At 40.1% G+C, this 14,451-nt stretch carries 10 protein-coding genes and 3 riboswitches; of the genes, 1 reads left to right on the top strand and 9 read right to left on the bottom strand.

Annotated features, from left to right (window positions below; all coding sequences use genetic code 11):
* Positions 1-251: 251 nt before the first annotated feature.
* From atzF to AC1DEF_RS18565, 5 genes are all read right to left on the bottom strand, one after another.
* Positions 252-2,003, bottom strand: a complete 1,752-nt coding sequence (gene atzF / locus AC1DEF_RS18585; protein ID WP_097824195.1) for an allophanate hydrolase — start codon at positions 2,001-2,003, stop codon at positions 252-254.
* A gap of 14 nt (positions 2,004-2,017) precedes the next feature.
* Positions 2,018-5,629: an urea carboxylase gene (uca, locus tag AC1DEF_RS18580; RefSeq protein ID WP_097824194.1), complete on the bottom strand. Its 3,612-nt coding sequence runs from the start codon at positions 5,627-5,629 to the stop codon at positions 2,018-2,020.
* Positions 5,630-5,645: 16 nt separating this feature from the next.
* The gene (locus tag AC1DEF_RS18575) at positions 5,646-6,299 is read right to left on the bottom strand and encodes an urea amidolyase associated protein UAAP2 (RefSeq protein WP_013081995.1); all 654 of its coding nucleotides are present in this window, start codon (positions 6,297-6,299) and stop codon (positions 5,646-5,648) included.
* A 19-nt stretch (positions 6,300-6,318) separates the two neighbouring features.
* Positions 6,319-7,056, bottom strand: coding sequence for an urea amidolyase associated protein UAAP1 (locus AC1DEF_RS18570; RefSeq protein ID WP_097824193.1), 738 nt, complete (start codon positions 7,054-7,056; stop codon positions 6,319-6,321).
* A 47-nt stretch (positions 7,057-7,103) separates the two neighbouring features.
* Positions 7,104-7,208, bottom strand: a riboswitch (guanidine-I (ykkC/yxkD leader).
* Positions 7,209-7,332: 124 nt separating this feature from the next.
* Positions 7,333-8,682, bottom strand: coding sequence for an APC family permease (locus AC1DEF_RS18565; RefSeq protein ID WP_097824192.1), 1,350 nt, complete (start codon positions 8,680-8,682; stop codon positions 7,333-7,335).
* Between the two features lie 63 nt (positions 8,683-8,745).
* Positions 8,746-8,848: riboswitch (guanidine-I (ykkC/yxkD leader) on the bottom strand.
* Between the two features lie 211 nt (positions 8,849-9,059).
* Positions 9,060-9,161, top strand: a riboswitch (purine riboswitch).
* Between the two features lie 505 nt (positions 9,162-9,666).
* Here AC1DEF_RS18565 and AC1DEF_RS18560 point away from each other — a divergent pair.
* Positions 9,667-10,995, top strand: a complete 1,329-nt coding sequence (locus AC1DEF_RS18560; RefSeq protein WP_477727522.1) for an amidohydrolase family protein — start codon at positions 9,667-9,669, stop codon at positions 10,993-10,995.
* 82 nt (positions 10,996-11,077) lie between these two features.
* On the opposite strand, the gene AC1DEF_RS18555 is transcribed toward AC1DEF_RS18560, so the two are convergent.
* From AC1DEF_RS18555 to AC1DEF_RS18540, 4 genes are all read right to left on the bottom strand, one after another.
* Complete coding sequence (locus AC1DEF_RS18555; RefSeq protein ID WP_255255743.1) at positions 11,078-11,212, bottom strand: hypothetical protein; 135 nt, start codon at positions 11,210-11,212, stop codon at positions 11,078-11,080.
* Between the two features lie 152 nt (positions 11,213-11,364).
* Complete coding sequence (locus AC1DEF_RS18550; protein ID WP_477727521.1) at positions 11,365-13,092, bottom strand: putative ABC transporter permease subunit; 1,728 nt, start codon at positions 13,090-13,092, stop codon at positions 11,365-11,367.
* The gene (locus AC1DEF_RS18545; RefSeq protein WP_230183680.1) at positions 13,089-13,868 is read right to left on the bottom strand and encodes an ABC transporter ATP-binding protein; all 780 of its coding nucleotides are present in this window, start codon (positions 13,866-13,868) and stop codon (positions 13,089-13,091) included. Before AC1DEF_RS18545 ends, AC1DEF_RS18550 begins: the two co-directional genes overlap by 4 nt.
* A 131-nt stretch (positions 13,869-13,999) precedes the next feature.
* The gene (locus AC1DEF_RS18540) at positions 14,000-14,197 is read right to left on the bottom strand and encodes a cold-shock protein (RefSeq protein WP_013055689.1); all 198 of its coding nucleotides are present in this window, start codon (positions 14,195-14,197) and stop codon (positions 14,000-14,002) included.
* Positions 14,198-14,451: the final 254 nt, after the last annotated feature.

Genomic DNA, 14,451 nt, shown 5'->3' with positions numbered 1-14,451 from the left:
TATTCTGGAGAGCATTGTGCAGCTTACCTTTTAGGTTTATTTAATTGAAGTACCCCTACTTAGCAAGCTTAAAGTGGGGGTATTCTCTGTTAAAACGGTAAACGTAAGAATCAAGAATAAATATAAAAGTGTGACATCATACATTCACTTTGTCATAATTAATGCTAAGTTCTTATTTTTATATACAGTGAAGGTTTGATGAAAAAGAGCTGCTGAGAATGTACTCAACAGCTTAGTAAATAATCGATTTATTAGTAAGTTGAGAGAGCCCGCCAGCTTCTATAAGACGTAATATCCTCCGCATCTTCTGTCGCATGAGCTTCACAAAGAAAACCCGCTACTTCACTGCCGTCTTCAAGAGTGATTTTGCCTAGTCCGAGAGGAGAAGGGATAGAATCGGCAAAAGAGCCGAGTAGTGATAAAGGCATTTCCCAAAGTTCAACCTCAATTTTTTCTCCTTGTTGATGTGTTCGCAACAGCCCCGGTTTTGCTGGAGAAGTAGGCAGTTTAAAAAGCTGGTAATAAGGAGCGGTTTGGTCTTTTCGTACGAACGAAGCTCCGTGTTCACGCATTTGAGATTCAAGTGGAAACCCGCGCATATGCAAACCGCAAACAGCTACTAATGTTGTATCTTTTTTTGAATCAGCCGTTCGTTCCCCATTTAAAAACAATTCGCTGAGTCCGCAAATGAATTGTTCGCCGTCAAATGTAGAGAAAAATGAAATGCCAAACGGTAAATCAAGATCCGCATCTTGAGATGGAAGAGAGACAGCACACAAGTCGAGTAAGTTACAATGATTTGTAAAACGCCCCATGTCACTGTTTGTTTCAATTGGATTTTCTCTTACTTGTTCCCGCGTCCACGTTCCGCCTGCTGTCGGCATAACAAGAACAGCATTTTTAAGTTGAGGATATGCTTTATGTTTAAAGGATTGAAGCTTATGTGAAGCTTGAAATAAAGCAGCAGCATCATATTCTGATTTAGCTCCTGAACGAAGCACTTGCTCGGTTACAGGAAAGGCTGTTTCTTCATGAGAAGTGATAAATTCTCCTAAGTCAGCCCAGCGCTCTGCTACGTAAGGGCCGTCATATAATAAAGCAGCTGCTTCACTTAAATACGAGCCGTCCATGTATTCGATGGGAATAGATAAATCTTCAATCTTTTTCACAGCTTGTTTCCACGCTTTTTCGTACTGCTCAGCAAACGGCCCGTAAAACGAAAGCGGTTCTTTTACCATATAAATTTTTTCAGGAAGCGCCGAAGAAGCCCGAACAACAGAGCGTGACCATGGGTCTCGATCGTCTACTCCTCTAATAATGGAATCTACGAGCAGTACGTCACTCCATTCATGAGCAAAAGCAGTGACGCAGTCTAAGCTTTTGCATGCCGGAACTATACCTGCAGATGGCCAAGCTCCGAGGGAAGGTTTATAGCCGATTAGACGGTTTAAACCAGCTGGAACCCGCCCTGAACCTGCTGTATCGGTGCCTAAAGAAAAAGCAGCATGCCCCCGAGCTACGGATACAGCTGACCCTGAGCTCGATCCGCCGCTAATGAGCTCTGGCTTTAACGCATTGTGCGTTTCGCCATATGGGCTCCGTGTACCGACCAGTCCTGTAGCAAATTGGTCCAAGTTGGTCTTTCCAAGAGGAATAGCACCTGCATCGATAAGGTGTTGAACAACCGTAGCATGTTCAGAAGGGATATACGTATATTCTTTACATCCGGCTGTCGTCGGTACATGTGCTACATCGATATTATCTTTAATGGCGAATGGAATTCCCCACAAAGGCAACGCTTCAGGGCTTAGCGTAGCTAAGCGATCCAGATAAGGTTTTAAATCACCGAGTGTGGGAGGGGTAATCCAAATATTCATGTCTTTGTCAGCTTCTACACGCGTAAAAATTTGATGTACTACATCTTCCGGAGTTAATTCTTTTTTGATATACATATCACGTAACCATTGAACCGAAAATGTTTTAGGCAAGCTCACTGTTTTCATGGTATCCACCGTCCTTAATGAGTAATTGGAGCAAAAGCTTTTATACCGGCAATCAGCTGTCCAGCTTGTACTTCATCGCCGGGTTTCACATGAATAGAACTGATATATCCATCCATAGGTGCTAGCTGCGGAAACTCCATTTTCATGCTTTCTTCGATAATTAACGTATCGCCTTTTTCAACTTTTTGTCCTTCTTCTACAAGAACTTTCCATACGCTTCCCGGCATTGTACAGCGCACAGCTTCCGTACCTTCAGGCAGTTCTTGTTCCATAATTTCAGCTGTTTCGTGTTCAGAGACGTACTCGGCTAAACCAAGTGCTTTCCAATTTTCTCGTTCTGTTTGAAAAGCAGCCTGCTGGGTATGACGAAAAGCAGCCGTGCTTTTTTCAATAGATGAAAGAAAATTTAAATATCCTCCAAGTTTAAACGTTGTCTCCGTAATATCTGCTTCAAATCTCCCACGAAGGAAATCTTCGCGCAGTTTTAAAAGCTCGTCTGCTTCTACTGGGTAAAATTGAATTTGATCAAAGAAACGAAGAAGCCACGGTTTCCCTGCTTCAAAACTTTCCGTTTGACGAAGTCGGTTCCACATTTGAATCGTGCGTCCCACAAATTGATAGCCGCCAGGACCTTCCATTCCGTATACGCACATATACGCACCGCCAATACCAACTGCATTTTCAGGCGTCCATGTACGGGCGGGATTATATTTCGTTGTAACTAAGCGGTGACGAGGGTCTAAAGGCGTAGCAACAGGTGCGCCTAAATATACATCTCCAAGCCCCATTACAAGATAATTAGCGTCAAATACAACTTGTTTAACATCTTCAAGGTGGTTCAGACCGTTTACTCGGCGAATAAATTCTAGATTGCTTGGACACCAGGGTGCATCTGGACGAACGTTTTGCTGATAGCGTTCAATAGCTAATTGAGTTGCAGGGTCATCCCATGAAAGTGGAAGTTTTACAATGCGAGACGGAACTTCCATTTCTTCAAGAGGAGGAAGCGCGCGATCAATAGCTGAAATATGCTGACAAAGTTCAAGAATAGACATCTTTGTTGCATCAATATGAATTTGAAGAGAACGGATACCAGGCGTTAAATCTAGAACCGGTAAATCCTCACGCTTTTGGATAGCTTCCATTAAAGCATGTACCTGGAAGCGAAGCAGCAGATCAAGCTCCATTTCTCCGTATTCCACAAGTATATTCGCATCGCCTGAGCAGCGGACGGAAAATGGGAAGCGTCTATTTTCCGTTTCGTTAATCAGCAGCGGATAATCGCTTTTGAGCGGCTGTGCTACTGGATTTGTAAGTACAGGAAGTGATGCAGATGTTCCGATATGCTGCAAAAAGTCTTCCTGAGTACATTTGAGTTTTTCAGCTTGTTCAAGGTCAATTAATTTAAACGAAATTTTATCTCCGGGATGAAGCTGTCCTATTTTCCAAAACTCTGCTGAAGCGGTGGTAACAGGGCAAACAAAGCCGCCAAGACTGGGACCGTCTGGGCCAAGTAAAATAGGCATATCTCCCGTTAAGTCTAAGGTGCCGATGGCATATGCATTATCATGAATATTTGATGGATGCAAACCGGCTTCTCCTCCATCTTCACGGGTCCAAAAAGGAGCGGGACCTATTAACCTCACGCCTGTTCTAGAACTGTTAAAATGAACTTCCCACTTTGTATCTGTTAGCTGCTGTAAATATTCTGGCTGTAAAAACTCTTCTGTACAATGGGGGCCGGGAATGACCCCAATTGACCATTCTTTAGACAGGGCTGGCTGATAGGGAAGGGCAAGTTCATTTTCAACGTGAGAGTAGTCAGAGACACGCAGTACATCTCCCGTACGAAGTGCTCTACCGCCGTGTCCTCCGAAGCTTCCTAGTGTAAAAGTAGAAGAACTGCCTAATATTTTAGGCATATCAAGTCCGCCGCCAATCAGTAAATACGTACGCATTCCTTCCGTTGCTTCACTAAATGAAAGAATTTGTCCCGGCTTTGCTCTAATGGTCTTATACATAGGGATTTCAGCGCCGTCTAATGTAGCATGCATGTTAGCACCCGTAATGCAAAAAGATAGATTGTCTCTAAATTTATAAGAGCCGCCTCGGAGGGTCATTTCAATCCCTGGTGCATCCTGGGAGTTTCCGAGAAGTTTATTTCCAATGCGAAAAGCAAAAGGATCCATTGGACCGCACGGAGGAACCCCTACGTTCCAGTGTCCGGTGCGTCCCGAGTAATCTTGAACAGTGGACTGAACGCCTCCGTCTAAGACTTCGAGTGCTTGTTCGCTCGGATTATATGAGTTAAGCATTTGAGTATACACGTCGCCTGTTTTGCACGCTTTTTCTTCTAGCAGTCCCTGCAAGTATTGAAGATTAGTAGTAACGCCGTATAATCTTGTTTCTTTTAAAGCAGCGCTCAATTTTAGAAGGGCTTCTTCTCGTGTTTTTCCATGAACGATAATTTTAGCCAGCATAGGATCATAAAGTGATGTTACAGTAATCCCATCTCGTACCCACGTTTCAACTCGAGCACTTTTAGAGAGCATTGCTTGGTCGATTTGCCCGCCGCTGGGACGAAAATCATTTAAGCAATCTTCTGCATAAATACGAGCTTGGATACTGTGACCTGAAGGCACAGGAAGCAAAGAAGGAAGGTTTACTAGCTCATCGCATGCTTCTTTAAGCATCCATTCTACTAAATCAACGTTTAACACTTCTTCTGTAACGCCGTGCTCTACTTGAAGGCGAGTATTTACTTCTAAAAAATAAAATTTCTCCGCTTCGGCGTCATAAAGAAACTCTACCGTTCCTGCGCTTCGATATCCGACTTCTTTAGCTAGTCGCGTAGCTGCTTGCAGCATATTTTCCCGTATGTATGAAGGGAAGTTTGGAGCTGGGCTTTCTTCAATTACTTTTTGATTTCTTCGCTGAATAGAGCAGTCGCGTTCTCCTAAAGCTACTACTTCTCCAAAAGAATTCCCGAAGATTTGAACTTCTACATGGCGAGCTTTTTGGATGTATTTCTCTAAAAAAACACCGCTGTTTTTAAAGTTTGTTTGTGCTAAATGGCAAACTGAGTCAAAAGCTGCTTGAAGCGCTTTTTCATCTTGGCAAACACGCATTCCAATTCCGCCGCCGCCAGCTGTACTTTTTAACATAACGGGATAGCCAATCTCTTCGGCAGCACATACAGCTTCTGATACATCTGTAATAAGAGGTGTACCGGGCAGCAAAGGCACATCGGCTTTTTGCGCAATTTCCCGAGCTGAATGTTTTAATCCGAATATTTCCATTTGCTGAGGTGTAGGACCAATAAATACAATTCCTTCAGCCTGACAGCGACGAGCAAATTCCGCGTTTTCGCTTAAAAAACCGTAGCCTGGATGAATAGCTTCCGCGCCTGTTTTCTTTGCAATATCTAGAATAAGGTCTTCGTTTAAATAACTTTCTTTGACTGGGCCGCTGCCAATTAAAATGGCTTCATCTGCTTCATCAACGTGCAGGCTGTCTTGATCAGCTTCTGTATAAACAGCTACAGATTCCACTCCTAAATGTCGTAATGTTCGCTCAATTCTAACGGCAATTGCTCCTCGGTTCGCAATTAATACTTTTGTAAACATAGATGAACACTCCTTTTTATAATGAATCCCAAATAACTAAGCGAATAGGGGTAGGGTTATAATCGTTGCACGGGTTGTTAAGCTGAGGGCAGTTGCTGATCAATACAAGTGTAGGATTGATAGCTTCCATTTCTACATAGTATCCAGGGGCAGATACCCCGTCATTAAACGTTAATCCGCCGCTTGGCGTCACAGGTACATTCATAAAAAAGTTTACGTTTGGTGCTAAATCTCTTTTGGTGTAGCGGCTATCATATTTTGATAGCTGAAGCATAAATGTATCTCGGCAGTTATGCATCGGAAGCGTGTCATGTGCATAACGTACGGTGTTGCTTTGTGCCGAACAAGCTCCGCCTAAGGTGTCGTGGCGTCCGCACGTGTCAGCAACAATTTTGACTAGTTCTTTGCCAGATTGAGAAAGCAGCACTGTGCCGGTGGATAAATAAATATTTCCTTGATTAGCAATCGTAGATACTGCACTGTAATGATCTTCTAGGTTTTCAGCATCAAAGAATAAAGTATCCGCTGCTTGATTGCCTTCTACATCTATTATTCTAAGCGTTTGGCCGGGTTTAAGCTCATGCATCCAGCCGTCCCCAGCCAGTACCGTTTCATCATAAATTGCGTTCTCTATTTTTCTGTTGCTTTCCACTCGATTAAATACAGCCATTATAAAGCCTCCTTTATTTTTAAATCGTTGATAGTGTTTTATTTCCAAGCAATAAATCATAAGACCATGTGTTTTCAAACGCTCGTTTATTTTCAGGTCTAAAATTTAAACAGTAGTCGTCTGAGCTTACAGAAGCTGCTTCATCTACGGTTATTTCAATCGGAACAGAAGGGTACGTTTCGCTTGGGTCTAGAGGGTTAGGTGTATTAGACAGTAGGAAAATCAAATCCATTTCTGTTCTAAGCGTAATAAAATCTCCTTTTTTACAATGGGAAGAAACAAAATTCATATTGCCTTTTTCGTCGCAGTATACTTTTGAAAATAAGTTAAGGTTAGGGACTAGATCCCGTGTTGTTAAACCATTGCGCAAAAGCTCCATGGAAAAATTTTCTTCGCCATTTCTTCGCCATTCGTTTCGAGATTCTTGATAAGTAGATGCGCCGTATTTTTGATGAGTTAAGCTGCGCGTAGTGTAGCCTGAAATGGTATCATGCCAGCCGGTGTTGTCAGCAGTGATGCTTGCAAATGCTCTGCCGTTGTCACTCATCAGAACGTGTCCTTTTGTTAAGTGAGCAGTGTGCTGAGCTTTTAAGGTATCGGGCATGTTGTATCGTTCTGTTAAATCATAAGCGTTGTATAATAGTAGGGACACATTTGCACCGGATTCTTGTGCGGTAAACGTCACCGATTTTCCTCTTCCAATTCGGCCTGACCATTTTCCACCAGCCGGGATTGTTTGCTTCCAGATAGAACTCATAAAATAACCTCCTTAGAATAAAAAAAGGATAAAAGCCTGAGAGAGTAGTCTCCCAGGCTTTTATCCTTCCGTGTTATACAGCGTAGCGCTATATCGCTCTCTCTCGGACCAGTCTTTAACATATGTTAAACGGAACCCTAGACAGCTTTTTTGTTCTTAACGGCTGTAAGAACCTTTATCCATTTGTGGCTTTCGATTAATCGTAGTATAGTATGAGTGAAAATGAGTTGACAAGCAGTTTGTTAGAATACCTGACACGAAAACTGATTTTTCAGTTTATTTTTCAGGGACCGTCACTTTTGAATGATCTCTCTTTACAAAAGGAGCCGACAGTCGAGATTTTACAAAAAAATAGAGAAATCCAACAGTAAGCCAGGCGACACCAATCAAAAGAGTGTCTTTGTTTAACAGTGTGAGCAGCCATCCGATAAATGCCGCTCCGATCAAAGGGAAGATTAAATAGAGTATTGTTTCAGTAAACGACCGTTTCTTTAACTTAATATAAAAATGGGCAATGACTGATACATTCACAAATGTAAAAGCGGTTAAGGCACCGAAACTGACAAAAGTGACGGCTGTGTTTAAATCAATGAACATTCCCAAAAACGAAAAAGCGGTAACAAGCAAGATATTCACCACGGGCGTTTTAAACGTTGGATGAATATATGAAAATACCTTTTGAGGCAGTACGGATTCACGGCCTAAAGCATATAAAAAGCGAGTAACGCTTGTGACTGAAGAAACTCCTTGAGTAAAGGTTGCAATAATTAATACCGTAATAAATAGACTGCTTAAAAGATTTCCGCCCACTAATTTTACAAGGGTGTAGGCTGCATTATCAGGGTTAGTAAACGTGAAGCCCGGATAGGCAATCTGTGTAAAATACGAGATAGCGATGTACATAACAGCTGCGATGCAAACAATAAGAAAAATGGCTTTTGGAATTGTCTTTTCAGGTTGAATCGTTTCTTCCGCCATTGTTGTAACTGCATCAAATCCTAAAAAGCAAAAGCAAATGAGCGCAGCTCCAGAAAAAATAGTCGTAAACGGTACATCTGAAGCCAAAAAAGGATGAAGTGAAAAAAGAGTAGAAGAACTAGCTTGACCTGTTGCAATATCTTTGACGATAAATAAACAAAAAAAACTTATAAAGAGAATCTGAACTACAACGGAGATGCCGCTTATACGAGCTACAGATTTAATACCAACAATATTGACTAAAGCTAAGATAATGTTCATGAAAATGACCCATACGTATACAGGAATAGAAGGGAATTCCGTATGCATAAAAATACCAAATGTTAAAATAGCGATAATAGGGGAGAAAATATAGTCTAAAAGAAGTGCCCAGCCTACTAAAAAGCCAAGGCGAGGATGTATAGCTTTTTTCGTATACGTATAAGCAGATCCCGCTATCGGATATGCTTTTACCATTCGGCTATAGCTATATGCGGTAAAAAAGATAGCTAAAAAAGCGATTAAATAAGCAAGGACCATTTGCCCTCCAGCCGCATCGTAGGCTACTCCGTAAACTGTAAAGAAAATCATCGGAGTCATCCAGGCAAGACCCAAAAACACAATTTGATATACCTTTAGCGATTTACTTAACGCTGGTTGATTGTTCATATAAATCCCTTCTTTCCTCTATTTTATAGTAGTAAAAAAGAAAAGCCTGGGAGAATGATGTCATTCTCCCAGGCTTTTATCCCTCCGTGTATACGGAACCATTCCGTACGCTCTCTCTCGGACCAGCCTTTAACATGTGTTAAACGGAACCCTAGATCGCTTTTTTGTCTTCAACAGAGCGAAGACCTTTATAGGTAATGTAAGTAGTTCGTAGTATAAGCAGGATTATAGGAAGATGCAACTACTGTGTTAGATAGTTTAACAAACTTTTTGAAAAAGTAAACTTTTGTAAAAGGCGAACTATATATAATTTTATTAAAAGATTATTCGTTTATAGTTGACTTACAGAAAGACCTATAGTATATTTGTAGACAAGAAAAAGCTAAATACGGTTCACTCATATATGTTTGAGAATATGGCTCAGACGTTTCTACCTTATCACCGTAAATGATAGGACTATGAGTAAAAAGTGAATCTAGGTTCCCATTTTTACGTCAGTAGAAAGTTTGGTCCAAGCGATTCACATATTCATTTTTGAAAAGAAGTGGATATGACACCGAAGGGATAAAAGCCCAGGCGGGTAGGTTTTTGCTCATTGTATTTGAGAGACCTGCCTTTGTTTGGGCTTTTTCTTATGTGTCTATTTACAGTATGAGCGAGTGATGAAAATTTCTTGTTTGTATCTGCATTGCTTTCTGGGGAGAATAGCGATGCAAAGCATGAAATCACTCACTGAAGCTTTATCTGTAAGCCCTCATTTAACCATGGGAAGTATATTCTATCTATTTTCTAGCATTTTTTCTTTGATGAGCAGCGTGGGGACGCTGCTCCTTTTTTTGTTCTTGCTTTTTTCTCTGTAAATAAAGGTCTCTAAAGAGAAGGTGATTTGCGAAATTTGGCGAATTAATGCTTTAAACAATAAATGATAGAGAAGATAAAGCGGTCTATGAAAAATGAAGAAGTTGAAAAATTGAGGAGGGAATTATGTTGCTTCACTTAATTAATGTTCGTTTGCCAATTATGCACGACCACGCTCTTTTTGAAGTGAAAATTTCAAATGGAATGTATACTTCTATCGTTTTACAAAACGGCTATCTTGAAGGTGACGAGTTTTTTCCGCTGCACGCGGCCGTGTTAGGAAAAGAAACGTCACTTGATGCACAGGGTCGTGTGCTATTACCAGGATTTGTAGATATGCATATGCATTTAGACAAAGCTCATTCGCTTCCTCAAGTGCCCAATATATCTGGAACTCTTCAAGAAGCCATTAAAAATTACAGCAGCAGCCTGCCGGCATTTCCAGAAGAAGAAATTAAGCAGCGAATGTTAAAAACTGCTTTGCAGGCATTAGCTAACGGTACGACTACGATTCGAACGCATATTGATTTTGACTGCAGCATGGAAGAAGATAGTTTATTTCGAAGTTTACAAGCGGCTGTCGAAGTGAGAGATGAATTAAGCCCGTATATGGACGTGCAGGTTGTTCCGCTATTCTCTAACCTAGACATTGATGATATGCATAAGATGAATAAAATTGAACGAGCATTCGACCTTGAAATTGATGCGATTGGAGGCTTTCCTCATTTAGCTAGAAATCCAGAAAAAGAGATTGATGCTCTATTTTCGCTGGCTCAAGCCTATAATAAACCTCTTGACTTACATGTGGATGAAAGCGATGATCCGTCTGTTGATACAATAATTAATATTGCTCACAGAACAATTGAATTAAATATGGAAGGAAAAGTGGTAGTGGGGCATCTTTGCTCGCTTGCAGGAATGACTGATGCAAAAGTGAAAGAAATCTTAAACCTTTTAAAACAGGCGAAAATTGGAGTTGTCACATTACCTGCTTCTAATTTATATTTACAGGGAAGAGAAGATAAAGGAATTGTAAGACGAGGCGTAACGCGTATTCGCGACATACAAAAAGCAGCGATTCCAATTGCTACTGCATCTGATAACGTGAACGACCCCTTTCATCCGTTTGGAAAAGCAGACTTGCTGCAAGTAGGGTTACTAACTGCCTATGCTGCACATATGGGAAGTCCGGATGATCAGCGGCAGTTGCTCCGAATGATTACAAGTATACCAGCCCGGCTGATTGGAAAAGAAAAGTATGGAGTGGAAGAAGGAAATGAAGCAAACTTTGTTCTATTAAATGTGCAGTCTGTCCAGGAAATATGGACTGAACTTCCCGAAACTCGCTTTGTTTTCAACAAGCATCGCTGGCTTAGCGTAAAAGAGACGCATCAGCGGCTCGCTGATACGAACTTGACCAATCTTTGGCAGGAAAACCAAATTTTAATTGGTTAAAAACGAGGTTGAGACATAACTATATCAATTTAATCTAAAGACGAACAAATGGTATAAATCATCTAATAGATATCACTACTTGTTACACCGCTGTTGATTTCCGTTCAAGACTTCGCTTTCCGCGGGCGGCCGGTGAGCCTCCTCGTCGCTTGCACTCCTGCGGGGTCTCACCTATTTCGCTTTTCCCGCAGGAGTCTGCGTCTTGCCCTCCAATCAACAGCTAGAAGCAATTATATACATGAATCCTACGTGCACCATCCTAATGAAAAGATCCGAACGAGTTGGATTCTCCATCAAAAATCCACTTCGTTCGGAACTTCCTTCAACGAATATACTCTTGTCTGTGCCTCATCTCTATAAATGTTTTGTTTAGCTCTGGCTTCCCAAAGTGGAACGTGATTGTACTTTTGCCACTCGAATACCTTTGTTTAAGCGTATTGTACTAAGTTTTAACATCAGAAAAGCAATGCCTATTGAAAAGATAATTATAAGAGCAATGCCTATTAGATAAGTTATAGTAGGATGTGCCATTTTAAATGAAAGCAATTCAGAAACTAGACCAGCTATGAAACCAATGAATCCACTTCCTGCAAGTTCGTCTGCAAATACTTTAAATGAAGAAGGGAGGTTTAGTAAAGCAAATGGAATAAGGGCAATAAATAAATACACATAGGCTAAAATTGCTAAGAGAATCGACACACCAAATGTAAGACGGTTCTGAGGGTTGTTAGGGTTGTGCTTAGCACCAATGGTACCTAACCAAATTCCCATACTGCTAATCCCAATAGTTAAAATTCCTTTTAGCAAAATACCACTGATTATTTGCACAGCAGACCAATGAATGAACAAGCCTAAAACAATTTCAATAGTTGATAGCAGGATGAAAGGGAGCAGCCAGCTAATCCACAGCTTACCTAGTGCAAGTTGCCAACTGGAAATCGGCAGACTTTTTATAAGTGATGCTGTCTCTGCTTCACGTGCAATTGAAGAAGCAGACATTGACCCATTAAAGAGAGCGTAAAAAAATAAAAAGAAAACTTGTACACCGAGCCATACATTATCTTTATAAGAAATAATATTCTCTAAAGTAGCTCCACTTTTTAAAAAGCCAATGGTAGGAAATATCAGAAAGAATACAAAAGGCATAAAAACGAGCCATTCTCGCAAATCTCTTTTTATATTTTTCCAATCTGTCAACCCAATAACCATAACTGGATGGTGAACTCGATATTTTTTGCTAGATGAAATTTTAGCTCTTTTTTTGGCTTTTCCTTCACTTAAACGAACCCATCCAGTTCTAAATCCTTTTTCTACTAAAAAAGAAGATAAAAGCACACTAAGAAAAGCCAAACCCATAATACTTAATGCGGGTAAAAAAGCATGAACAGATCCTTTAGCACTTGAGGTCATTGCTGTGCTCGCCCAGTAAAAAGGTGTCCAGTTAGGAAATAAGGGAAGGGCTGTTATTGCTTTTTCAAAAGGTGCTCCATTAGAGCTGAAATTGGGAAGTTGAAATAATACATATACAATAACACCTGATAAAGCACTCATGGCTGTCATAAGCTCGTTTGCTCTTTGTGCAGGAATAAGTTGAACCAACAGGAGATTAAGTAAATAACAAATAGAAAGGCCTATCACGGCTGTACTTAATAAAACGGCTAAGGAAATAATATAGAATAAAAAATGAGCGTGAACTCGAATACCGTAGACGATCAACGGTATATAAAATAGAAAAAACATGATTAATGGTGTAGAAAGGAAACTCTTAATATATTTCACCCAAAAAAGCTGTTTTGTTGGAATGGGCATTGTAAATAAAAAGGATAAATCTAAAGAGGAATACAAGTTTTTAAATACCTGCGGGATTCCCATTAAGACAAGCATGCCCATTAATAATAAACAGCTATAAGAAAATAAGCTGCTCACCGTCTCAAAAGAGAGAGAGGGTGCCACGCTCCATACGCCTTTTGACAGAAAATACACAATAAGAGCAATAAATAAAGTAGAAAATCCAATCGTGGCGTAAGCTTGTTTTTTAGAAGATTTAACATGGTTAAGAAGTAGTTTTCCTTCTGTTTGGAGCAAGAGTTTCATCATTGATTTTCACCAGCTTTTGCAAGTTCTTCTATAATGTTTTGCTGCTCTTCATTTCCTGTTAAATCGAGGAAGATGTCTTCAAGACTGGACTGATTATTGTTCGCTTGCTCTCTAAGCTCTTTCATAGAACCTAAAGCAATAACTTCTCCATCTAAAATAATGCCAATTCGATCACAAAGCTGTTCAGCAATTTCTAAAATATGAGTAGTGATAAAGACCGTTACGCCATTATCGCAAAGCCTACGTAATAGATTCTTTAGCGTTCGTGCACTTTTGGGGTCAAGTCCTACAGTTGGTTCGTCCAAAAAAATAATTTCAGGGTTATGTAAAAGCGCTCCGCATAAGGCGATTTTTTGTTTCATGCCGTGTGAGTAGCCTTCAATGAGTTCATGTGCTCGTTCTTCTAGCTGAAAAAGATGTAACCATTTAGTGGAGCGTTTCTCGAATTCGTCAGCAGATAATTTAAAAATCGAGGCGACAAACTGTAAGTATTCCATGCCGGTGAGTTTTAAGTAAAGTGTAGGTTGATCAGGAACGTAGGCGATTTTTTGTTTTGCTTCAACAGGGGACTCCCACACATTAATTCCGCACACATTAATAGAGCCGGAAGAAGGTTCTAATAGTCCTGTCATCATTTTAATAGTCGTTGTTTTTCCTGCACCGTTAGGGCCTAAAAAGCCGAATAGTTCGCCAGTTTCTACGGTTAAATTAATGTTTTTTACCGCTTTGTACGAACCGTAACTTTTAGATACATTTAATAGTGAAATAGAGTGCATCTTTATCCTCCTCATTTGTTTTTCTACTATCATATACGACTGAAAAAGGATAAAGTTTCATAAAATGTAATAAAAAATCCAAAAAAGAGCATAAAAAGAAGCTGTCACATTAGTGACAGCTTCTTAATCAATTACTTTTGAACGTTAGCAGCTTGTGGTCCACGAGCTCCATCTTCGATTTCAAATGTAACTTCTTGACCTTCTTCAAGTGATTTGAAACCTTCGCCTTGGATAGCTGAGAAGTGTACGAATACGTCGTCTTGTCCTTCTACTTCGATGAATCCAAAACCTTTTTCTGCATTAAACCATTTTACTTTACCTTGTACCATTGTAGTACCTCCTGTGTGGAAAATCCACGAATATATTACTATCTCTGCTCAATTTCAATAAGAATCACTTTAAAGAAAGTCTTTCTATTTGTTAACACCGAACAAGAAATAATATACCTAGTATAACACTTTTTTATAAAAAAGAAACCTTTTTTCATAAAAAAGTACTCTGAGATAAAAATAAGTTGAAAATATGGATATATTTTGAAATGGTAAATAAGCTATTGTTTTATGGATCTTTAGCAACCACTAAA

It is taken from the genome of Priestia sp. 10L35, assembly GCF_056395685.1.
Note: the sequence above shows the minus strand (reverse complement) of the source record. Positions and strands in the feature narration are given on the sequence as shown.